Annotated in this window: 20 protein-coding genes; 15 read left to right on the top strand and 5 right to left on the bottom strand. The window is 64.9% G+C overall.

Translation table 11 applies throughout. The features are described from left to right. The first annotated feature begins 24 nt into the window (after positions 1-24). The 12 genes from ABE528_RS17275 (at position 25) to ABE528_RS17220 (ending at position 14,532) form a co-directional block, all read left to right on the top strand. Entirely contained in the window at positions 25-1,191 is a 1,167-nt protein-coding gene (locus ABE528_RS17275) for an alginate biosynthesis protein Alg44 (protein WP_346653601.1), read from the top strand. Between the two features lie 12 nt (positions 1,192-1,203). Then, positions 1,204-2,631 (top strand): alginate biosynthesis TPR repeat lipoprotein AlgK, encoded by a 1,428-nt coding sequence (algK, locus tag ABE528_RS17270; RefSeq protein ID WP_346653600.1) that lies wholly within the window; start codon positions 1,204-1,206, stop codon positions 2,629-2,631. Further along, the gene (locus ABE528_RS17265) at positions 2,628-4,106 is read left to right on the top strand and encodes an alginate export family protein (RefSeq protein ID WP_152954865.1); all 1,479 of its coding nucleotides are present in this window, start codon (positions 2,628-2,630) and stop codon (positions 4,104-4,106) included. Before algK ends, ABE528_RS17265 begins: the two co-directional genes overlap by 4 nt. A 16-nt stretch (positions 4,107-4,122) precedes the next feature. Continuing rightward, positions 4,123-5,682, top strand: coding sequence for a mannuronan 5-epimerase AlgG (algG, locus tag ABE528_RS17260; RefSeq protein ID WP_346653599.1), 1,560 nt, complete (start codon positions 4,123-4,125; stop codon positions 5,680-5,682). Positions 5,683-5,695: 13 nt separating this feature from the next. Beyond that, entirely contained in the window at positions 5,696-7,138 is a 1,443-nt protein-coding gene (locus ABE528_RS17255) for an alginate O-acetyltransferase (RefSeq protein ID WP_346653598.1), read from the top strand. Between the two features lie 7 nt (positions 7,139-7,145). Beyond that, positions 7,146-8,249 (top strand): mannuronate-specific alginate lyase, encoded by a 1,104-nt coding sequence (locus ABE528_RS17250; protein WP_346653597.1) that lies wholly within the window; start codon positions 7,146-7,148, stop codon positions 8,247-8,249. 94 nt (positions 8,250-8,343) lie between these two features. Then, positions 8,344-9,801: an MBOAT family protein gene (locus ABE528_RS17245; protein WP_152954870.1), complete on the top strand. Its 1,458-nt coding sequence runs from the start codon at positions 8,344-8,346 to the stop codon at positions 9,799-9,801. A gap of 10 nt (positions 9,802-9,811) precedes the next feature. Beyond that, the gene (locus ABE528_RS17240; RefSeq protein WP_152954871.1) at positions 9,812-10,969 is read left to right on the top strand and encodes an alginate O-acetyltransferase; all 1,158 of its coding nucleotides are present in this window, start codon (positions 9,812-9,814) and stop codon (positions 10,967-10,969) included. 20 nt (positions 10,970-10,989) lie between these two features. After that, entirely contained in the window at positions 10,990-11,637 is a 648-nt protein-coding gene (locus tag ABE528_RS17235; RefSeq protein WP_346653596.1) for an alginate O-acetyltransferase AlgF, read from the top strand. A gap of 35 nt (positions 11,638-11,672) precedes the next feature. Continuing rightward, positions 11,673-13,127, top strand: coding sequence for a mannose-1-phosphate guanylyltransferase/mannose-6-phosphate isomerase (locus ABE528_RS17230; protein ID WP_152954910.1), 1,455 nt, complete (start codon positions 11,673-11,675; stop codon positions 13,125-13,127). Positions 13,128-13,227: 100 nt separating this feature from the next. Continuing rightward, on the top strand, positions 13,228-13,692 hold the full coding sequence (locus ABE528_RS17225) for a multidrug transporter (protein WP_346653595.1): 465 nt from the start codon (positions 13,228-13,230) through the stop codon (positions 13,690-13,692). Positions 13,693-13,707: 15 nt separating this feature from the next. Then, positions 13,708-14,532, top strand: coding sequence for an SDR family oxidoreductase (locus ABE528_RS17220; protein ID WP_346653594.1), 825 nt, complete (start codon positions 13,708-13,710; stop codon positions 14,530-14,532). Between the two features lie 60 nt (positions 14,533-14,592). Here ABE528_RS17220 and ABE528_RS17215 read toward each other — a convergent pair whose 3' ends face one another. The 5 genes from ABE528_RS17215 to ABE528_RS17195 form a co-directional block, all read right to left on the bottom strand. Next, positions 14,593-15,387 carry an SDR family oxidoreductase gene (locus tag ABE528_RS17215; protein ID WP_346653593.1) on the bottom strand — a complete coding sequence of 265 codons (795 nt, stop codon included), beginning with the start codon at positions 15,385-15,387 and terminating at the stop codon, positions 14,593-14,595. A 13-nt stretch (positions 15,388-15,400) separates the two neighbouring features. Beyond that, a complete protein-coding gene (locus ABE528_RS17210) occupies positions 15,401-16,855 on the bottom strand; it encodes an efflux transporter outer membrane subunit (RefSeq protein WP_346653592.1) in 1,455 nt (484 codons plus the stop codon). Further along, a complete protein-coding gene (locus ABE528_RS17205; protein ID WP_346653591.1) occupies positions 16,852-17,913 on the bottom strand; it encodes an HlyD family secretion protein in 1,062 nt (353 codons plus the stop codon). Before ABE528_RS17205 ends, ABE528_RS17210 begins: the two co-directional genes overlap by 4 nt. Positions 17,914-17,940: 27 nt before the next feature. Beyond that, positions 17,941-19,482 (bottom strand): MFS transporter, encoded by a 1,542-nt coding sequence (locus tag ABE528_RS17200; protein ID WP_346653590.1) that lies wholly within the window; start codon positions 19,480-19,482, stop codon positions 17,941-17,943. Between the two features lie 110 nt (positions 19,483-19,592). Continuing rightward, on the bottom strand, positions 19,593-20,501 hold the full coding sequence (locus ABE528_RS17195; RefSeq protein ID WP_152954879.1) for a LysR family transcriptional regulator: 909 nt from the start codon (positions 20,499-20,501) through the stop codon (positions 19,593-19,595). Between the two features lie 160 nt (positions 20,502-20,661). On the opposite strand from ABE528_RS17195, the gene ABE528_RS17190 reads away from it, so the two are divergent. The 3 genes from ABE528_RS17190 to ABE528_RS17180 all read left to right on the top strand — a co-directional run bounded on the left by ABE528_RS17190 (position 20,662) and on the right by ABE528_RS17180 (position 22,007). Next, the gene (locus ABE528_RS17190) at positions 20,662-21,108 is read left to right on the top strand and encodes a universal stress protein (protein WP_152954880.1); all 447 of its coding nucleotides are present in this window, start codon (positions 20,662-20,664) and stop codon (positions 21,106-21,108) included. A gap of 93 nt (positions 21,109-21,201) precedes the next feature. Beyond that, a complete protein-coding gene (locus ABE528_RS17185) occupies positions 21,202-21,528 on the top strand; it encodes a type II toxin-antitoxin system PrlF family antitoxin (RefSeq protein WP_152954881.1) in 327 nt (108 codons plus the stop codon). Then, positions 21,525-22,007 (top strand): type II toxin-antitoxin system YhaV family toxin, encoded by a 483-nt coding sequence (locus ABE528_RS17180; RefSeq protein ID WP_346653589.1) that lies wholly within the window; start codon positions 21,525-21,527, stop codon positions 22,005-22,007. Before ABE528_RS17185 ends, ABE528_RS17180 begins: the two co-directional genes overlap by 4 nt. Positions 22,008-22,012: the final 5 nt, after the last annotated feature.

Below are 22,012 nucleotides of genomic sequence, written 5' to 3'. Positions count from 1 at the left end.
CGGAACTAACAGGAACAAACCCAGATGAATACCGCCGTGAACGTCAACGTCGTGCATGAGTCCGAAGCCCAGCGCCAACACGCCCGGGTGCGCATCCCGGCCAAGCTGCGCTTCCTCGACAAAGAGCGCCAGGCCCACGATGTGAAGGTCGATGACCTCTCCGCCGGTGGCCTGAGCTTCCACACCAAACAGCCACTGTCGGTCGGTGAAGTGCTGCGCGGTCGCCTGCAGTTCACGGTCGACAACCTCGGCCTGTCGATGGACATCGAATTCCAGGTGCGTGCCTACGACAGCGGCAGCGGCCGTACCGGCGCGCAGTTCCAGAACCTCGAACCGCGCGACATCGCCACCCTGCGCCACATCATCACCACTCACCTGTCGGGTGAGCTGATCACTGTCGGCGACGTGCTCAGCACCCTGCAGCGCGACAACTTCACCAAGGCGCGCAAACAGAAGGACGGTGGCTCCGGCCTGTCCGCCTTCGGCCGTCTCAAGGCCGTGACCGTGACCCTCGGCGTCTTCGTGGTCGGTGTGGCCGCCTTCGGCTTCGTCGCCAAGTCGTTGTACGGCATGTACTTCGTCAGCCATGCCGAAGCCGGTGTGGTCGCCGTGCCGACCACCACCGTCACCATGCCACGCGACGGTACCGTCAACAGCCTGGCCGAAACCGGTGGGCAGATCGTCAAGGGTGCGCCGCTGGCCAGCTTCACCACCAGCATGCTGGACATGCTCAAGGGCAACCTGGACGACTCGCAGCTGGAGCCGGCGAAGATCGAGGAGCTGTTCGGCAAGCAACTCTCCGGCACCCTCACCAGCCCTTGCGACTGCGTGGTCGCGCGCCAGCTGGTGGACGACGGCCAGTACGCCGCCAAGGGCCAGCCGATCTTCCAGCTGGTGCCGCGCACCACTACCCCGATGGTCGAGGCACGCTTCAGCTATCGCCAGTTCGACGAGGTCAAGCCAGGCACCCGGGTCAACTTCCAGGTAGCCGGCGAAGACGACGTGCGCACCGGCCAGATCGTCAGCAGCGCCAGCCTCAACAGCGAGGACCTGGCCTCCGACATCCGCGTGCAGATCAAGCCCGACAGCGCCATGCCGGCCGAGCTCGCCGGCCGCCCGGCCTCGGTCAACAGCGACCGTGGCCCTTCGCTGAACTGGCTGATCGATAAAGCCGTGGCCCGCGGTCTGTAAGAGGATCTCGTGATGATTCCCCATAAGAAAAGCGCAAGCCTGGGCCTCTGTGCCCTGGCTGCAGCGGTCGCCCTGGCCGGCTGTGCGGGCCTGCCCGACCAGCGCCTGGCCAACGAAGCCCTCAAGCGCGGTGACACCGCGCTGGCCGAGCGCAACTACAAGGCACTGGCCGACCTGGGTTACAGCGACGCCCAAGTGGGCCTGGCGGACATCAAGGTGGCCACCCGTGACCCGGCAAAAATCCGTGAAGCCGAAGCCACCTACCGCGCTGCCGCTTCCACCTCGCCGCGTGCCCAGGCGCGTCTCGGCCGCCTGCTGGTGGCCAAGCCCGACAGCACCCAGGCCGAGCGTGAAGAGGCCGAAACCCTGCTCAAGCAGGCCGCCAGGCAAGGTGAAAGCAATACGCTGATCCCGCTGGCGATGCTCTACCTGACCTACCCGCAGAGCTTCCCCAAGGTCAACGCCCAGCAACAGATCGACCAGTGGCGCGCCGCCGGCAACCCGGAAGCGGGCCTGGCCCAGGTGCTGCTGTATCGCACCCAGGGCACCTACGACCAGCACCTGGGTGACGTCGAGAAGATCTGCAAGGCCGCGCTGAACAGCACCGACATCTGCTACGTCGAGCTGGCCACCGTGTACCAGAAGCGCGGCCAGGCCGACCAACAGGCTGCCCTGCTCGGCCAGCTCAAATCCGCCTATGCCCGTGGCGCGGTGCCGGCCACCCGGGTCGACAGCGTCGCCCGCGTGCTGGCTGACCGCAGCCTCGGCCAGACCGACGAGAAAACCGCCAAGGACCTGCTCGAACAGGTTGCCCCGGCCAACCCGGCGTCCTGGGTCAGCCTGGCGCAGCTGCTGTACGACTTCCCCGAACTGGGCGACACCGACCAGCTGATGGCCTACATCGACAAGGGCCGCGAGGCCGAACAACCACGCGCCGAACTGCTGCTGGGCCGCCTGTACTACGAAGGCAAGACCTTGCCCGCCGATGCACAGAAGGCCGAGCAACACCTGCAGGCCGCCGCCGACGCTGGCGAAGTCAGCGCCCACTACTACCTCGGCCAGCTGTACCGCCGTGGCTACCTGGGCAAGGTCGAGCCGCAGAAGGCTGTCGACCACCTGCTGACTGCCGCCCGTGGCGGCCAGAACAGCGCCGACTACGCCCTCGCCCAGCTGTTCAGCGAAGGCCATGGCATCCGCCCGCAACCGGGTAACGCCTGGGTGTTCGCCCAGCTGGCCCAGGCCAACCCGACGCCACAGTCCAGCGAACTGCTGCAACAGCTCGACCAGCAACTCACGCCTGACCAGCGCAGCCAGGCGCAGAGCCTGCTGGCGCAGGAAAAACAGGCCCGCGGCAGCATGGCTCAGGGCGCCAACAGCACCCTGGCCCTCGAAGCCCTGCAAGACGACGAAAAAGAAGTAGAAGGTGAGGACTCGCTATGACGCTCAATCCATTCGTGAAAGCCGGCATCGGCCTGAGCTTCGCCCTGCTGTGGTCCTGCCCGACCCTGGCGGAAATGACCGCTGAAAAGAACTTCGGCCTGGATGTGAAAATCACCGGCCAGTCGGAAGACGACCGTGACCTCGGCACCCGCCCTGGTGGCGACGTCAACGGCCTGGGCCTCGACCTGCGCCCCTGGGTGTACGGCGAGCGCGGCAACTGGAGCGCCTACGCCATGGGCCAGGCGGTCACCGCCACCGACACCATCGAAACCGACACCCTGCGCCAGAACGATGACGGCACCAGCACCGACACCGCCGCCGACGGCCGCAAGCAGGACAAGAGCTACCTGGCCATGCGCGAATTCTGGGTCGGCTACAGCGGCCTCACCGCCTACCCCGGCGAGCAGCTGCGCCTGGGCCGCCAGCGCCTGCGCAGCGACGACGGCATGTGGCGCGACACCAACATCGAAGCGCTGAACTGGACCTTCGACACCACCTTGCTCAAGGCCGACCTGGGCGTGGCCCAGCGCTTCAGCGAATACCGCACCGACCTTACCGAGCTGGCCCCGGAAGACAAGGACCGCACCCACATCTACGGCAACGTCGCCACGCAGTGGACCCCTGGCCACTGGGTCGGTGTGCGCGCCCACCACACCCATGACAGCGGCAGCCTGAAGAACCCGGGCGAGACCGTTGACGCGCTGGACAAGACCCGCACCGGTGACCTCACCTGGCTGGGCCTGGAAGCCAACAGCGACGCCTACAACTGGCGCAACGACCACACCGTCAACTACTGGGGCAGCGTCACCTGGCTGACCGGTGACCGCGACACCCTCAGCAGCCAGACCGTCGGCGACCAGACCGTGGCCACCGGCAAGCAGAGCGGTAACGTCAACGCCTGGGCCACCGACCTCGGCATCCGCCTGCGCCTGGACCCGCAATGGCAGGTCGGTGCAGCCTATGCCCGCGGCAGCGGCGGCGGCGGCGACGACGGTTCGAACAACTTCGAGCAGACCGGCCTTGAGAGCAACCGCTCCAACTTCACCGGCACCCGCTCGCGCGTGCACCGCTTCGGCGAAGCCTTCCGCGGCGAGCTGGGCAACCTGCAGGCGGCCACCCTGTTCGCCTCCTGGCAGCTGCGCGACGACTACGACGCCAGCCTCATCTACCACAAGTTCTGGCGCGTCGATGGCAACCAGAACATCGGTTCCAGCGGCATCAACGCGGTGGTCGACGACAACGGCGTGAACCGCCAACTGGTCGATGGCGAGAAAGACCTCGGCCAGGAAATGGACGTGGTCGTCACCAAGTACTTCAAGCAAGGCCTGCTGCCGGCCTCGATGAGCCAGGCGATCGACGAGCCTTCCGCCCTGGTGCGCCTGCGTGCCGGTGTGTTCAAGCCGGGCGATGCCTATGGCAAGGAAGCCGACTCGTACATGCACCGCGCCTTCGTCGACGTGATCTGGCGCTTCTGAGGCCGGGAGACCCCTGATGAACCTTCACCCGCACATCCGTCACAGCCTCCTGGCCAGCGCTTTGCTGCTGGCTAGCGGCCTGGCTGTCGCCGCAGAGCCCAAGGTGATCGCCAAGGAGCTGCAGCAGGCCAAGACCTATACCGTGGCCAGCGCACCGATCGAGCCGCTGCAGATGGACCCGCCGAAGCTGCCCGACCTGACCGGCTACACCGCCGAAGCGGTGCAGAAGAAGATCGACCGCCGCCACAAGGGCAAGGTCAGCGTGCGCCGCATGTTCCAGGAGGACACCCTCAAGGAATTCGTCGGCGGCGACAACAAGGCCGCCGAGTGGGTGCAGCGCCAGCATGGCATTCCCCAGGCGATCTTCATCGATGACGGCCATGTCGACCTGGTCGAGCTGAGCAAGAAGGTACCCAAGCAGTACCTCAGCGAAGTCGAGCCAGGCGTGTACCTGGCGCGCCTGCCGATCGTGGTCGGGCAGAAGGGTATTCTCGAGATCGACGGCAAGGTCAAGCAGCTGCGCCTGTCGCAGGAAGGCGGCGCGTTCCTGGTCAACGACGGCAAGCTGTTCGTCACCGACACCCAGGTGACCGGCTGGCGCGAGAAGGACAACGGCCCGGCGACCTTCCGCTCGCCCAAGGAGTTTCGCCCGTTCCTGCTGTCGTGGGGCGGTACCGAGACTTACATCGTCAACACCACGATGGCCAGCTTCGGTTATGCCAAGTCCAAGTCGTACGGCGTCAGCATCTCGCAGTACACGCCGAACATGTCCAAGCGCATGGGCCGCGCGGAACCGACCGGCTGGATCATCGGCTCGACGTTCAGTGACATGTGGTACGGCTTCTACTGCTACGAGACCTCCGACTTCGTGGTCAAGGACAACACCTACCACGACAACATCGTCTACGGCATCGACCCGCACGACCGTTCGCACCGCCTGATCATCGCCGGCAACACCGTATACGGCACCAAGAAGAAGCACGGCATCATCGTCTCGCGTGAGGTCAACGACAGCTGGATCATCAACAACAAGAGCTACGACAACAAGCTCTCGGGCGTGGTGATCGACCGTAACAGCGTCAACAACCTGATCGCCTACAACGAGATCTACCGCAACCACACCGACGGCATCACCCTGTACGAGAGCGGCGACAACCTGATCTGGGGCAACAAGCTGATCAACAACCGTCGCCACGGCATCCGCGTGCGCAACAGCGTGAACATCCGCCTGTACGAAAACATCGCCATGGCCAACGGCCTGGTCGGCGTGTACGGGCACATCAAGGACCTGTCCGACACCGACCGCGACATCGCCCTCGACCCGTTCGACACCAAGGTGTCGCTGATCGTGGTCGGCGGCGAGCTGGCGGCCAACGGTTCCGGCCCGCTGTCGATCGACTCGCCGTTGTCGGTCGAGCTGTACAAGGTGTCCATGCTCGCCCCGCGCAAATCCAGCGGCATCAGCCTCAACGGCATCCTCGGCGAGCGCCAGGACGAAATCCTCGACCTGCTGGTGCGCCAGCAGAAGGCCGTGCTGATCGACCCGGTCGAACGCCAGACCGAAATGATCGATTAAGGAAGCCCAGACCATGACTCCACACCTGATGAAACTGCTGGGCCTGTCCGCCGCCCTCCTGGCCATCAGCCAGGGCGTGCGCGCCGACGAAGTGAAGGCCCCGACCTTCACCGCCGAGCCTTGCTGCCAGCTGTGCCCCGAGGCGCATGACGCCAGCCGCTACACCACCCGTTACCAGCAGAACTTCACCACGCTGGTGCAGGCCCAGGGCGACTGGCTGTTCCGTACCCGCGAAGACCTGCGTACCGAGTTCAACACCACGCCGGCCGGCTACAAGCGCCTGCAGCAGGTGCACGATGCATTCAAGAAGCGCGGTGTGGAACTGGTCGTGGTCTACCAGCCGACCCGCGGCCTGGTGAACCGCAACATGCTCAAGCCTGAAGAGAAAGCTGCCTTCGACTACCAGAAGGCGCTGGGCAACTACCAGGCCATGCTCAAGCGCTTCGCCAGCATGGGCTACAACGTGCCCGACCTGTCGCCGCTGACCAACGAGCAGCTGGCCGCTGCCGACCAGGGCAAGGATTTCTACTTCCGCGGTGACCAGCACTGGACGCCATACGGCGCCGAGCGCGCGGCAAAAATCGTGGCCGACACGGTGCACAAGATGCCGGCCTTCGAAGGCATCCCGCGCAAGGAATTCGAAACCCACAAGTCCGGGCGCATGGGCAAGACCGGCACCCTGCACAATGTGGCCGGCCAGCTCTGCGGTACCAGCTACGCAGTGCAGTACATGGACCAGTTCGCCACCGAGCCGAAAGGCTCGGACGGCGGCGGCGACGACCTGTTCGGTGACAGCGGCAACGCCCAGATCACCCTGGTCGGCACCAGCCACAGTGGCAAGAACTACAACTTCAGCGGCTTCCTTGAACAGTACATCGGCGCCGACGTGCTCAACGTTGCCTTCCCCGGTGGTGGCCTGGAAGGTTCGATGATCCAGTACCTGGGCAGCGAGGAGTTCCAGAAGAACCCACCGAAGATCCTCATCTGGGAATTCTCGCCGCTGTACCGCCTGGACCAGGAAACCATCTGGCGGCAGATTCTCGGCCTGCTCGACGACGGCTGCGATGCGCGCCCGGCGCTGATGAGCGCCAGCACCACACTCAAACCCGGCAAGAACGAGCTGATGGTCAACGGCAAGGGCGGCGTGATCAAGGACCTGGTCAACCGCAACCTGCAGATGGACATCAAGTTCGAAGATCCTTCGGTGAAGGTGCTGCAAGCGACCCTGTGGTACCTCAACGGCCGCCACGAGGACATCAAGCTGGAGAAGCCGGAAACCTCCGACACCGATGGCCGCTTCGTTTTCCAGATGCGCGAAGACGAGGACTGGGCCAGCCAGAACCTGCTGGCCTTCGAAGTCCAGGGGCCGGAAAGCGGCACCCAGAAAGTCGAAGCCAAGCTCTGCAAACGCAACAACTTCGCCGTGCCCGCGCAGACCGCGCAGGCCGGCCAGTGAGGCGATCATGACCATGCTCAAGCGAGTCTTCAGCCCCGCCCTGCTCACCCTTGCACTGTTCGGCGGCGCCGCACAGGCCGCGCTGGTGCCACCGCAGGGTTACTACGAGGGCATCGAGAAGCTCAAGACCGGTGACGGCAACTTCCGCTGCGATCCGGCCCCCAAGCCGTACACCGGAGCGCTGCAGTTCCGCAGCAAGTACGAAGGCTCGGACAAGGCCCGGGCAACGCTCAACGTCGCCTCGGAAAAAGCCTTCCGCAAGTCCACCGAGGACATCACCACGCTCGAAAAGGGCGTGAGCAAGATGGTTGGCCAGTACATGCGTGACGGCCGCCCGGCGCAACTGGACTGCACCCTGGCCTGGCTCGGTACCTGGGCACGCGCCGATGCGCTGCTGTCCACCGACTACAACCACACCGGCAAGTCCATGCGCAAATGGGCGCTGGGCAGCATGAGCGGGTCGTGGCTGCGCCTGAAGTTCTCCGACTCGCAGCCGCTGGCCGCTCACCAGGCCGAGGCCGAGCTGATCGAGAAGTGGTTCGCCCGCCTCGCCGAACAGACCGTGCGCGACTGGAGCGACCTGCCGCTGGAGAAGATCAACAACCACAGCTACTGGGCTGCCTGGTCGGTGATGGCCACCGCCGTGGCCACCGACCGCCGCGACCTGTTCGACTGGGCCGTGAAGGAATACAAGATCGGCGCCAACCAGGTCGATGACCAGGGCTTCCTGCCCAACGAGGTCAAGCGCAAGCAGCGCGCCCTCGCCTATCACAACTACGCCCTGCCGCCGCTGGCGATGATCGCCAGCTTCGCTCAGGCCAACGGCGTGGACCTGCGCGCCGAGAACAACTTCGCCCTGCAACGCCTGGGCGAAGGCGTACTGGCCGGGGCCCGCGACCCAAGCCACTTCAAGGAGCGGGCCGGCGAGAAGCAGGACCTGACCGACCTCAAGGTAGACAGCAAGTACTCCTGGCTCGAGCCCTGGTGCGCGCTGTACCACTGCGTCGGCGACACCCTGCAGCGCAAGCAGCACATGCAGCCGTTCAACAGTTTCAGGCTCGGCGGTGACATGACCCGGGTCTACGACCCGAGCGCGGAATCGAAGCAATAACGCGCCCCCACGGGGGCTAGGTCCCCCCACCTTTTGCGTGGGGGGTTTGGGGGGCGCTGTGCCCCGGATGCTGTGAACAACAAGGAGAACCGGGATGGTCTTCTCGTCCAACGTGTTCCTGTTCCTGTTCTTGCCGATCTTCCTCGGCCTGTACTACTTGAGCGGGCAACGCTATCGCAACCTGCTGCTGCTGGTCGCCAGTTACATCTTCTATGCCTGGTGGCGGGTCGACTTCCTCGCCCTGTTCGCCGGCGTAACCCTGTGGAACTACTGGATCGGCCTGAAAGTCGGCGCCGCCGGCGTGCGCACCAAGCCGGCCCAGCGCTGGCTGCTGCTCGGCGTCGGCGTGGACCTGGCGATCCTCGGCTACTTCAAGTACGCCAACTTCGGCGTCGACAGCCTCAACGCGATCATCAGCTCGTTCGGCCTGGAACCGTTCATCCTCACCCACGTGCTGCTGCCGATCGGTATCTCGTTCTACATCTTCGAGTCGATCAGCTACATCATCGACGTGTACCGCGGCGACACCCCGGCCACCCGCAACCTGATCGACTTCGCGGCGTTCGTGGCGATCTTCCCGCACCTGATCGCAGGCCCGGTGCTGCGCTTCAAGGACCTGGTCGACCAGTTCAACAACCGCACCCACACCCTGGACAAGTTTTCTGAAGGCTGCACCCGCTTCATGCAGGGCTTCATCAAGAAAGTGTTCATCGCCGACACCCTGGCGGTGGTGGCCGACCATTGCTTTGCCCTGCAGAACCCGACCACCGGCGACGCCTGGCTCGGCGCCCTGGCCTACACCGCGCAGCTGTACTTCGACTTCAGCGGCTACAGCGACATGGCCATCGGCCTGGGGCTGATGATGGGCTTCCGTTTCATGGAAAACTTCAAGCAGCCGTACATCAGCCAGTCGATCACCGAGTTCTGGCGGCGCTGGCACATCAGCCTGTCGACCTGGCTGCGCGACTACCTGTACATCACCCTGGGCGGTAACCGCAAAGGCACCTTCAACACCTACCGCAACCTGTTCCTGACCATGCTGCTGGGCGGCCTGTGGCACGGTGCCAACTTCACCTACATCATCTGGGGCGCCTGGCACGGCATGTGGCTGGCGATCGAGCGGGCGCTGGGCATCGACACCAACCCGCAGCGCTTCAACCCGGTCAAGTGGGCCTTCACCTTCCTGCTGGTGGTGGTCGGCTGGGTGATCTTCCGCGCCGAGAACCTGCACGTCGCCGCCCGCATGTACGGCGCCATGTTCAGCTTCGGCGAGTGGCAGCTGTCGGAACTCAACCGCGCCCAGCTCACCGGCCTGCAGGTAGCGACCCTGGTGATTGCCTACCTCACCCTGGCGTTCTTCGGCCTGCGCGACTTCTACCGCAACGCCAAGCCAGCCGCCAAGGCCACCCCGGTGCAGGTGAATGCCGACGGCTCGATCGGCCTGGACTGGACCCGGGTGATGACCCGCGCCCTGATCCTGCTGCTGTTCGTGGCCTCGATCCTCAAGCTTTCGGCGCAAAGCTACTCGCCGTTCCTGTACTTCCAGTTCTGAGGTGGATGACATGACCCGGACATTACGCGTCACCTATTCCCTGTCGTTCCTCGGCCTGCTGGTGGGCATGGGCGCCTGGTCCACCGGTGGCTTCGAGAGCTTCCACCGCACCGAGCAGATGACCCTGCTCAACGGCAAGCTGGCCAAGGCCGCCGAGACCCATTACGACGACCAGTTCCCGATCAAGCGCCTGGGCACCAACCTCTGGGCCGCGCTGGACTTCAAGCTGTTCAACGAAGGCCGCCCGGGCGTGGTGCTGGGCCGCGACCAGTGGCTGTTCAGCGACGAAGAGTTCAAGCCCACCGCCGGTGCCGAGCAACTGATGCAAGACAACCTGGCACTGATCCGCGGTGTGCGTGACACCCTGCAGAAGCATGGCAGCCAGCTGGTGCTGGCGATCATCCCGGCCAAGGCACGGGTGTATTCCGAATACATTGGCAAGGAGCAACCCGCCAGCCTGCATGACGACCTGTACAACCGGTTCCATGCCCAGGCGCGCCAGGCCAACGTGTTCGCCCCTGACCTGATGGCTGCACTGGAACAGGCCAAGGCCCGTGGCCAGGTGTTCCTGCGCACCGACACCCATTGGACGCCGATGGGCGCCGAAGTGGCAGCGCAGGCGCTGGCCGAGGCGGTCAGCCGCCAGAGCCTGCTCAACGGCGACCCGCAGACCTTCATCACCGAAGCCGGCAACACCGCCCCGTACAAGGGCGACCTGACCAACTTCCTGCCCCTGGACCCGCTGTTCAGCAACCTGCTGCCGGCCCCGGACAACCTGCAGCAACGCACCACGCGTCCAGCCGAGGCCGAAGGCGCAGGCGGCGACGCCTTGTTCGCCGACAGCCAGATCCCGGTCGCCCTGGTGGGCACCAGCTACAGCGCCAACCCGCACTGGAACTTCCTCGGCGCGCTGCAGCAGGCGCTGCACAGCGACGTCGCCAATTACGCCGAAGACGGCCACGGCCCGCTGCTGCCGATGCTCAAGTACCTGCAGAGCGATGCCTTCAAGAACGCCGCGCCACAAGTGGTGGTGTGGGAATTCCCCGAACGTTATCTGCCAATGACCAACGACCTCAGCAGCTTCGATCCGCAGTGGATCGCGCAACTGAAGAACTCCCGTAAATCCGAAGAAAACCTGGCCTTGTCGTCCACCCGGACGAATCACTGATCGATAGAGAGGAAATGCACATGACTACCAAGACTTCCATTGCCAAAGCCCTCACCCTCGCGGCCGGCCTTTCCCTTGCTTCCATGCAGGCCTTCGCCGGTGCCGACGCCGCCCTGTACGGCCCGAGCGCGCCGAAAGGCTCGACCTTCGTGCGCCTGTACAACGCCGCCAGCGCCCCGGCTGCGGCCAGCGTCGGCAACACCCAGATCAAACAGGTCGGCGCCCAGGCCAGCAGCGACTTCAGCTTCCTGCCGGGTGGTGACTACACCGCCCAGGTCGGCGGCAAGAGCGTGCCGGTGAAGCTGGCCGCGGACAAGTACTACACCCTGGTCAACAGCAGCAGCGGCAGCCCGCAGCTGATCGAAGAACCACCGTTCAAGAACAAGCAGAAAGCCCTGGTGCGCGTGCAGAACCTGAGCGACCAGGCGGTAACCCTGAAGACCGCCGACGGCAAGACCGAAGTGGTGCCGGCGGTGGCCACCAAGGGCCGTGGCGAACGTGAGATCAATCCGGTCAAGGTCAACCTGGCCTTGTTCGAAGGCAACAAGAAAGTCAGCGACCTGAAACCGGTCGCCCTGGAGCGTGGCGAAGCGGCCGTGCTGTACGTAACGGGTTCCGGCAGCAACTTGTCGCCGGTGTGGGTAACTCGCCCCGTGGCTAGCAACTGATCCCCCTGCCTCATAACGACTATTGGAGAAACATGATGATCCCGGTAATTCTTTCTGGTGGTAGCGGTTCCCGTCTGTGGCCTCTGTCGCGCAAGCAGTTCCCCAAGCAGTTCCTGGCGCTGACCGGTGAACACACCCTGTTCCAGCAGACCATCGAGCGCCTGCGCTTCGAAGGCATGGACACCCCGATCGTGGTCTGCAACAAGGACCACAAATTCATCGTCCAGGAGCAGCTCGCGGCGCTGAAACTGGAAACCCAGGGCATCCTGATGGAGCCGTTCGGTCGCAACACCGCACCAGCGGTGGCAATGACCGCCATGAAACTGGTCAACGAAGGCCGTGACGACTTGATGCTGGTGTTGCCCGCCGACCACGTGATCGACGACCAGAAGGCCCTGCAACGCGCCCTGGCCCTGGCCACCGTGGCGGCCGAGCGCGGCGAGATGGTGCTGTTCGGCGTGCCGGCGACCAAACCGGAAACCGGCTATGGCTACATCCGTTCCAGCCAGGACGCGCTGTTGCCTGAAGGCGTGGCCCGGGTCGCCCAGTTCGTCGAGAAGCCCGACGAGAAGCGCGCCGCCGAGTTCGTCGCCGCCGGGGGTTACTTCTGGAACAGCGGCATGTTCCTGTTCCGTGCCAGCCGCTTCCTCGAGGAGTTGAAAAAGCACGACTCCGATATCTACGACACCTGCCTGCTGGCCCTGGAACGCAGCGACGAAGATGGCGACGTGCTGAGCATCGACGAAGCCACCTTCGCCTGCTGCCCGGACAACTCCATCGACTACGCGGTGATGGAAAAGACCCAGCGTGCCTGCGTGGTGCCGATGTCGGCCGGCTGGAGCGATGTGGGCTGCTGGTCGTCGCTGTGGGAAGTGCACGACAAGGATGCCGACGGCAACGTCACCAAGGGCGACGTGGTGGTGCAGGACAGCCGCAACTGCATGATCCACGGCAACGGCAAGCTGGTATCGGTGATCGGCCTGGAGAACATCGTCGTGGTCGAGACCAAGGACGCGATGATGATCGCCCACAAGGACAAGGTCCAGGGCGTCAAGCAGATGGTCAAGACCCTCGACGAGCAGGGCCGCAGCGAAACCCAGAACCACCTGGAAGTGTATCGCCCGTGGGGCTCGTACGATTCGGTGGACATGGGCGGCCGCTTCCAGGTCAAGCACATCACCGTCAAGCCGGGCGCCAGCCTGTCGCTGCAGATGCACCACCACCGCGCCGAGCACTGGATCGTGGTGTCCGGCACCGCCGAGGTGACCTGTGACGAGAACGTGTTCCTGCTCACCGAGAACCAGTCGACCTACATCCCGATCGCCTCGGTCCACCGCCTGCGCAACCCGGGCAAGATCCCCCTGGAGATCATCGAGGTGCAGTCCGGCAGCTACCTCGGCGAGGACGACATCGAGCGCTTCGAGGATGTCTATGGGCGTACGTCCACGCCGGTCGAGCGTGGCATTTCGGTGAAGACCATCGCGCAGTAAGCAACACCCAAGGGGCCGCGCATGCGGCCCCTTCCTTTTGAGGCCAGCCCGATTTGGCGCTACGATGGTCAGACCTGCGCAACCAAGGTCTGCCTGCCCCATGATCATCGGTGCCTTTCTCATCCTCACCTGGCTGGTGCTGCTGTTGCGCTACCCGGCCAAGGCCCTGCCGATCACCCTGGCGGCTATCTGTGGCCTCGGCCTGGTGGCATCGTTCGTCATCTGGCAGGACACCCGCGAAGCCTCGCAACTGGCACGCCTGGACCTGCGCCTGAGCTACGCCCCCGAACACTGCCCCGCCGACCGCGCCCTGCAAGTGCGCATGAAGAACGGCAACCAGGTGCCACTGACCGAACTGCGCTGGCGCGTGGCGGCGTATGCGCCGGGCGATACCGTGAACCTGGCGGAAAACACCTACAACGCACCGCGCTACCGTGGCCCAGGTGAACTGCAGCCAGGGGCCGAGTGGAAGGACTGCCTGCCACTGCCGCCACTGCGCTCCGGTTACCGGCCGCAGACCCTGGAATTTCGCGCTGAACACCTGCAAGGCTCATTCGCCAATTAATCGAAGGCTTACTCCATGCCCACCGTCCTGATCACTGGTTGTTCCAGCGGCATCGGCCGCGCCCTGGCCGACGCCTTCCGCGATGCCGGCCACGAAGTCTGGGCCACGGCCCGCAAACCCGACGATGTCGAGCAACTGTCCGCCGCCGGCTTCACCGCACGGCAACTGGACGTGAACGATGGCGAAGCGCTCAGGCGCCTGGCCGATGAGCTGGAAGCGCAACACGGGCGCCTCGACATGTTGATCAACAACGCCGGTTACGGCGCCATGGGCCCGTTGCTCGACGGCGGCGTCGATGCCCTGCGCCAGCAGTTCGAGACCAACGTCTTCGCCGTGGTCGGGGTCACCCGCGCCCTGTTCCCGTTGCTACGCCGTGCACGCGGTTTGGTGGTGAACATCGGCAGTGTCTCGGGGGTGCTGGTAACGCCCTTCGCAGGGGCCTACTGCGCGTCCAAGGCCGCCGTGCATGCCCTGAGCGACGCCCTGCGCCTGGAGCTGGCGCCGTTCGGTATCCAGGTGATGGAAGTGCAGCCGGGGGCGATTGCCTCGCAGTTCGCCAGCAATGCCCAGCGCCAGGCCAATCAGGTGCTGGCGGCGGATTCGGCGTGGTGGCCGCTGCGCGAGCATGTGCAGGCACGGGCGCGGGCGTCGCAGGACAAGCCGATGTCGGCGGCGGAGTTTGCCCAGGGCGTGTTGACGGCAGTTGGCAAGTCGCCGGTGCCGGGGGTGGTGCGGTTGGGCAATGGCAGCACGGCGCTGCCGCTGATGGCCCGCTTGCTGCCGCGGCGGTTGCTGGATTGGGCATTGCGCAAGCGCTTCGGGCTACTGCGCCCACTCTGATGTCGGTGTCGGCCTCTTCGCGGGTTTACCCGCGAAAGGGCCAGCATAGGCAGCGGAGAATCAGGCAATGGAGCGCAGCACCCCGCCATCTACCCGCAAGGCAGCCCCGGTAGTTGCACTGGCCTGCATCGATGCCAGGTACACCACCATGTTGGCCACCTCTTCCACCGTCGCCAGCCGCTTGATCAGCGAAGTCGGCCGGTGCTCGGCGAGGAAGTTGGCCTCCAGTTCATCGCTGGAAACCCCCTGCTCCTGCGCCAGCTTGGCAAAGAAGTCGCCCACGCCCTCCGAGCGGGTCGGCCCCGGCAGCACCGCGTTCACGGTCACCCCGGTACCGGCCAGGGTCTCGGCCAGGCCACGGGAAACCGCCAGCAACGCCGTCTTGGTCATGCCGTAATGAATCATCTCGGTCGGGATCTGCAACGCCGACTCGCTGGACAGGAAGATCACCCGCCCCCACTTGCGTTCCGCCATGCCCGGGGCGTAATGGCGTGACAGGCGTACGGCGCTGAGCACGTTGACGTCGAAGAAGCGCTGCCAGTCGGCATCAATGATCTCGAAGAACTGCTTGGGCTCGAAGATGCCGAGGTTGTTGACCAGGATATCGGTGTGCGGCACCTGGTCGAACAGCTTCTGCGCGCCCTCCTGGGTGCCCAGGTCAGCGGCGATGCCGATGATGCGCGCTTGCGGCAGCCGCTCACGCACCACCTTGAGTGCTTCATCGACACGGGCCTGGGTACGGCCGTTGAGTACCACTTCGGCGCCCGCCTCGGCCAGGCCGATGGCGATGGCCAGGCCGATGCCGGCGGTGGAACCGCTGACGATGGCGCGCTTGCCGTTCAAGGTAATGTGCATCTGTGCTCCCTCTCTAGCTGTGAGAATGCTGGGGTTGCTCATCGAACGCCTGCCAGCCACCGCCCAGGGCCTTGTACAGCCCCACCAGCGCCTGCGACACCGCTGCAGAACTGTCGATCCACTGCTCTTCGCTGGCCAGCAAGGCCCCCTGCACGGTCAGCACGTTGAGAAAGTCCACCGCCCCTTCCACATACTGGCGCTGTGCGGTCTCCAAGGCGATGCGGTTCTGCCGCACCGCTTCGGCCAAGTGATCACGACGTAACTGACTGGCGTTGTACAGGCGTAGCACATCGTCGATTTCGTGCCAGGCGCCGAGCACCACCTTGCGGTAGTTGAGCGCTGCTTCCTGCTGCTGCGCCTCGCGCAGTTCCAGGGTGCCCGTGAGCCGGCCCCCCTCGAAGATCGGCAGCGACAGCTGCGGGCCGAAGGCGAAGCGACGCGAATCCCAGCCGCCAAAATCTGCCAGTTGCATGGCCTGGAAACCGACGCTGCCAGACAGACGGATGCTGGGGTAGAAATCGGCCTTGGCGACACCAATGCTCGCGGTGGCGGCATGCAGGCGCGCTTCGGCCTGGCGGATGTCCGGGCGCCGTTCGGCCAGCTCGGACGGCAGGCCGATGGCGAACTTCTGCTGCGGCGCCGGCAGCTCACCGCCCTGCAGCAAATCGGCCTGCAGGCTGCGCGGCGGTTCGGCGGCAAGCAGGCTGAGGGCGTTGATCAGGTCGTCGCGCCGAGCTTCAAGGCTTGCCAGACGCGCCTCGATGGACGCCACCTGGGCACTGGCCTGGGCCACGTCGAGCCGGGTGGCGACACCTTCGGCCTGGCGATCCTGGGAAAGCTTAAGGCTGTGCTCGGCGACCTTGAGGTTGTCACGGGTCACGTCCAGGGTGTGCTGCACGGCACGCAGCTGAATGTAGTTGCCGGCCGTTTCCGAGAGCAGCGCCAGCAGCACGCCACGGCGGTCGTTCTCGGCCACTTCCACGGTGGCATCGGCCGCTTCCACCTGGCGCCGCACACGGCCCCAGAGGTCCAGCTCCCAACCGGCCACCAGGTCGCCCTGCCAGAGGTTGAAGGCTGACTTGCCGGCATTGCCAGACGGGTCGCTCAGGCCTTCGGCACTGTTGCGGGCACGGCTGTAACCGACATTGGCATCGACTGATGGCGTTTCATCGGCCGCCACCGTGCTTCGCAGGGCGCGGCTTTGCAGCAGGCGGGCACTGGCCATCTGCAGGTCGAGGTTGTTGTCGGCAACGCGCTGGATCAGTGCGCTCAGGCGGGCATCATGAAAGGTTTCCCACCAGCGCAGTTCCAGCGGCTCGGCTTGTGGCTGGCTGGCAGCGGCTTGGCCTTGCAGCGCTGCCCATTGCTGTGGTGCTTGGCTGTCGGGGCGCTGAAAGTCCGGCCCGAGGGTGCAGCCGGCCAGCAGCACGGCCAGCAGCAGCGGGCTGAAACGTACGGCAGGTTTCATCGGGCGCTCACCTCTTTGCCGGCCAGTTTGTCGCCGTGGGTGTCGATGGTTGCCTCGACCGACATGCCCACACGCAGGCGTTCGAGCAGCGGTTGGCCGTCATCGAAAACAATCTTCACCGGAATGCGCTGCACCACCTTGGTGAAGTTGCCGGTAGCGTTGTCCGGTTTCACCGCAGCGAAAGTCACGCCGGTTGCCGGGGCGATGCTCTCGACATGGCCCTTGAGGGTTTCACCGGCGAAGGTGTCGACGCTGATGCGGACCGGCTGGCCTGGCTGCACATGGGTCAGCTGGGTTTCCTGGAAGTTGCCGACCACATAGGCATGCTGCAGCGGCACCACCGACAGCAGGCGTGCCCCCGGGTTGACGAAGGCGCCGACGCGCAGTGCGCGCTCGCCGACCATGCCGTCGACCGGCGCGATGATGCGCGTGTAGGACAGGTCCAGCTGGGCCTTCTCCAGGCCGGCTTCGGCGCGTTTCAACTGGCCATCGGCGCTGGCCACCTGGGCCGTGAGGATGTCCACCTGCTTGCGTGTTGCCAGCAGCGCCGCCTGGGCATTGGCCAGCCGCGCACGGGCCTGGTCGACCCGGCTGCGCGCCTGCTGGGCGTTCTGCACGGTACCGGCGCCCTGCTCGGCCAGGCGGCTGTAGCGGTTGACCTCATGGTCGGCGAACGCCGCTTCGGCCTGGGCCGCCGTCACCGCCGCCTGGGCCTGGGCAATCACTGCCGCCTGGCGCTCCAGGGTGGCGCGGGCATCGGCGCTTTGCGCCTTGGCCACCAACAACTGGGCCTGGGCAGCATCCAGCGCGGCCTGATAATCACGGGCATCGATGGTCGCCAGCAACTGGCCGGCCTGGACCTGCTGGTTGTCTTCGACCAGCACCTCCTTGATGAAGCCGGCGACCTTGGGCGCGACCACGGTGTAATCGGCGATCACGTAGGCATCATTGGTGCTCTGTCGATGGTCGCTGCCAAACAGCCAGGGGCCGACGATTCCGGCCAGCACGGCCACGGCGAGCACCGAGCCGATGAGAAGGGTTTTACGGTTGTTGGTCATGTTCAGTGTCTCGAATTCATCCAGGGTTCAGGCCACCGCGCGCGGCGGATAGACCCGGGTAGGCACGAAAGGAATCAGGCAGATCAGTGCCACGGCGATGCAGGCCATGACCAGGTACAGGTCGGCCGAGGTCAGCACCAGCGCCTGGTCGTGAATGCGCTTGGCAAGGCCCACAGCGTTGTCGTCGATCAGCGGGGCGTTGCCCAGGCTGTCCACCAGGTGGTTGGAATGGAAGTGCCGGCGCAGGGTGCCCAAGGCATCCAGCAAGCCACCGGCAATCACTGCGGCCAGGCCTTTGACGGTGTTGAACCAGCTGGAGGCGAACGGGCCTTCCGGCGGGGTCATGCCGTTGGTGGAGAGCATCAGCAGCGGCAGCACGGCCATCGGCTGGCCGAACACCTGCAGCAGGTAGAACGGGTAGAAATCACCGCGAATCCACTCGCTGGTCAGCAGGCTGCTGCCCACGCACGACACCGCCAGCATCGCCAGGCCGGTAGCCAGTACCCAGCGGCAGTCCACCGCCCGGATGTTGCACAGCGCAGCGGTCAGCGGCAGGGCGATCAGCTGCGGCATGGCCACCAGCATCATCAGCGGGCTGGTTTGCGCCGGGCGGTAGCCCTGGATCTGCGCCAGGTACGCCGACGGAATGCTGCCCACGCCGGACAACACGATCAGCACCCCGGCCAGGGTCAGCAGGGCGAAGCTGAGATTGCGCCGCTGCAGCATGCGCAGCTGGAAGAACGGCAGCGGCTCGGACCACTCGTTGTACATGAACAGCACCAGCAGCAGCACGCCACCGCCCAGCAACCAGCAGATCAGCGGCGAATCGAACCAGCCCCAGCGGTCACCCAGCGACAGGCCGAGGACGATGCAACTGATAGCCGGCAAGCCGAGCAACACGCCGCGCCAGTCGAACTGCTTGAAGCGCTCCAGGCGCAATGGGTCCTGCGGCAGGCCCCAGCCGACGCAGAACATGGCCAGTGCCGAGGGCAGGATGATCTGCCAGAACGCCCACTGCCAGCCGACGTACTCGGTCCACAAGCCCGCCAGCGGCGTGCCGAGGTTGGGCCCGAAGGTGGCGGTCAGGGCGTAGCCGGCCAGGCCGTAGACCTTGATGCCGGGTGGCAGGAAGCGCAGCGCCACGCTCATCAGCATCGGCGGCAAGGCCCCCGAGGCGAAGCCCTGGAGCACGCGCAGCAGCATCAGGCTGTGCAGGTTAGGGGCGAACGGTTGCAGCAGCCCTAGCACGGCGAACAGGCCGACCGCGCTCATGGTGAAGCGGCGCAGGGAGAAGGTAGTGGCCAGCCAGGGCGCGAAAGCCATGGCCGACACCGAGGCGGCGCTGTACACGGCCAGCAGCCAGGCACCTTCGTCGGCACCGATACCCATGGCACCGCGGATATCGGCGAGGGAGATCTTGGTGACCGACTCGTTGAGGCCGGCGCAGAGCACCGCCAGCAATACACCGAACAGCCCGACCACCACCCGCAGGCCGAACGCCGTCTGCGCAGGCGCGGCCGGCGCGGGGGCGGCAGCAATCGCGGCAGAAGGGGCGGACAGGGAACTCATGGGCAGACATCTCCAGCAACAAATTTGCGACTGGAGCCAGTCTAAGAAGGTCGAATGCTGACGAAAACTGACTTCTCGGCAGGTTTATGTTGCGCCAGGCGCAATCCGGCTCAGGGGTCGACGCTGCAACAGGCCTTCAAGGTCTGCCGCAGCCAGCGATGCGCCGGGTCGTTGTGAAAGCGCGGGTGCCACGCCTGCAGCACCGTCACCCGCTCCAAGGGAACCGGGATCTCGAACGAGCGTAACGGCAGCCCGAGCTTGTGCACGCTGTTGAGGATATTGGCTGGCATGGGCAGGATCAGGTCGGAATCCGGCAGCGAGAACAGCGCAGAGTGAAAACTCGGGGTGATCAGCGCTACCCGTCGCTGCACCTTGAAATTGGCCAGTTCGACATCGATCGGCCCGTTGGCGCGACCACGGCGGGACACGCTGATCTGTGGATAACTGGCAAAGCTGGTCGGCGTGATCGCTTGGTCGAAGATCGGATGATCGCGTCGGGCAAGGCCTACATAGTAAGTCTGGAACAGGCTCTGCACCTTGATCTCCGGGCCCAGGTCGACGGTGGAGCTGATGATCAGGTCGGTGCGCCCATCGCGCAGCACGCTGTCGTCATCGCCGCCGGGGCTTTCCGGTACGAAGCGCAGCACCGTGCGCGGCGCCTGTTCATGCATGCGCCGCAGCAGCTGGGCGCCATACAAGGCGATGAACAGGTCATTGGTGCGAATGTTGAAGGCGCGATCGAGCCTGGACAAGTCGACTTCATCGGCGCTGCGGAACACCTCGCCGGCCTGCTCCACCAGCGCCGCCACCTGCTCGCGCAGGGCCAGCGCCCGCGGCGTCGGCACCAGGCCACGGCCGGCGCGCACCAGGATCGGGTCGCCCAGGGCCTCACGGATACGCCCCAGGGTACGGCTCATCGCCGCCGGGCTCAGGTTCATGCGCTGCGCGGCGCCGACCACGCTGCCTTCGTCGAGCAAGGCATCGAGGGCGACAAGCAGGTTCATGTCCGGGAGTTGCATGGCCGTTTTCCGTTACAGCTGTGGGGAAAGGCGATGGTAGCAGGTTGGCGGATTGCACCAGACGCAATGCGCTCGTGCGTGGTGGGGCATTTATTCAATGGCCATGTTCGGCCATAAATGAAGCATTGGCACATCAGCCAGCCTCAGCCAAGGATCCCGCATGCCCAGCCCCGTCCTGATCGCCATCGACGCCTCCCCCGCCTCCACTGCCCTGCTCACCCTCGCCCGCCGCTACTGCCGCCCCGGCGAACACGAACTGCATGTGCTGCTGGCCATCGACTCGACCTTCGCCGTGCACGCCAAGCCCGCGCCCTACACCGCCGAGGAACTGGAGGAATACCCCGCCGCCTGCGAGGAGCAACGCTTGGGCGACCGCGCCGTGGCCGAAGCGGTGGAGCTGCTGCAACAAGCCGGCTTCAGCAGCCACGGCTGCATGGTGGCCGGGCAGCCGGTCGAGGCGATCGTCGCCAAGGCACAGGAACTGGACTGCGAACTGATCATCATGGGCCACCGCCACTTGTCGCGGCTGGGGCGGTTGCTGGACCCGTCGATTAGCACGAAGGTGATTGACCGGGTCAAGGTACCGGTGTTGGTGGGGGCTGCTTGAACCGTTGATCAGTCAGGTAATGCATCTGCATTGACCAGGCAATGCAATCGCATTACCTTGATGGGCATCGTTGTATCTCTATGGACACTGCCCATGGCTACCACTTTCGAAGTCGAGTCCACGCTTACCGATCGCTACCAGACCACCGTTCCTGAAACCGTGCGTCGTGCTTTAGGTTTGAAAAAGCGTGACAAGATCCATTACTCGATTCGCCCTGACGGAGGGGTAATACTCACCCGCGCAGAGGCAACCGAGGACGATCCCGTGCTAGGCCAGTTCCTGAATTTTCTGGCTCACGACATCGCAACCAATCCTCAACGGCTGCAGGTTGTCGATGCTGGCCTCATCGCTCGCCTCGACAAACTCGTGGGTGATGCAGAGGTCGACCTGGATCAACCTCTGTCGGCGGAAGATGAATGAGTGATGCGAACAGGAAGCCGCTTGTAATTCATGGATGGACTGTCTTTGCCCACCCGCTGTTCCTGGCCAAACTGGAAGCGCTCAGCGCGCAAGTTCAGGCCCAGATGCAGAAAGACCCGGCGGGTTACACGACGAAGAATGCTTTCAAGCGGCTGGCGGCCATCAGGCGCTTGGCATTTGATGTGATTCCGCAGGACCCGACCAAAGTGGAGTACCGGCAAGGCACAACACTGGGTGGCGACCACAAGCACTGGTTCAGAGCAAAGTTCTTCCAGCAGTACCGGTTGTTCTTTCGCTACCACGCCGCCAGTCGGATCATCGTGCTGGCCTGGGTCAATGACGAATCGTGCAAGCGGGCCTACGACAGCAGCGACGACGCTTACAAGGTCTTTCAGAAGATGCTGCTGACCGGCCACCCTCCAGACGATTGGGATCAATTGCTGAAAGAGTGCGGGCCTGCGCGTGCCAGGCCCAGATAACAGCA

Origin of the sequence: Pseudomonas sp. TWI628 (genome assembly GCF_039673865.1) — a bacterium.
GTDB lineage: Bacteria > Pseudomonadota > Gammaproteobacteria > Pseudomonadales > Pseudomonadaceae > Aquipseudomonas.
This window is presented reverse-complemented; position numbering and strand designations above follow the sequence as displayed.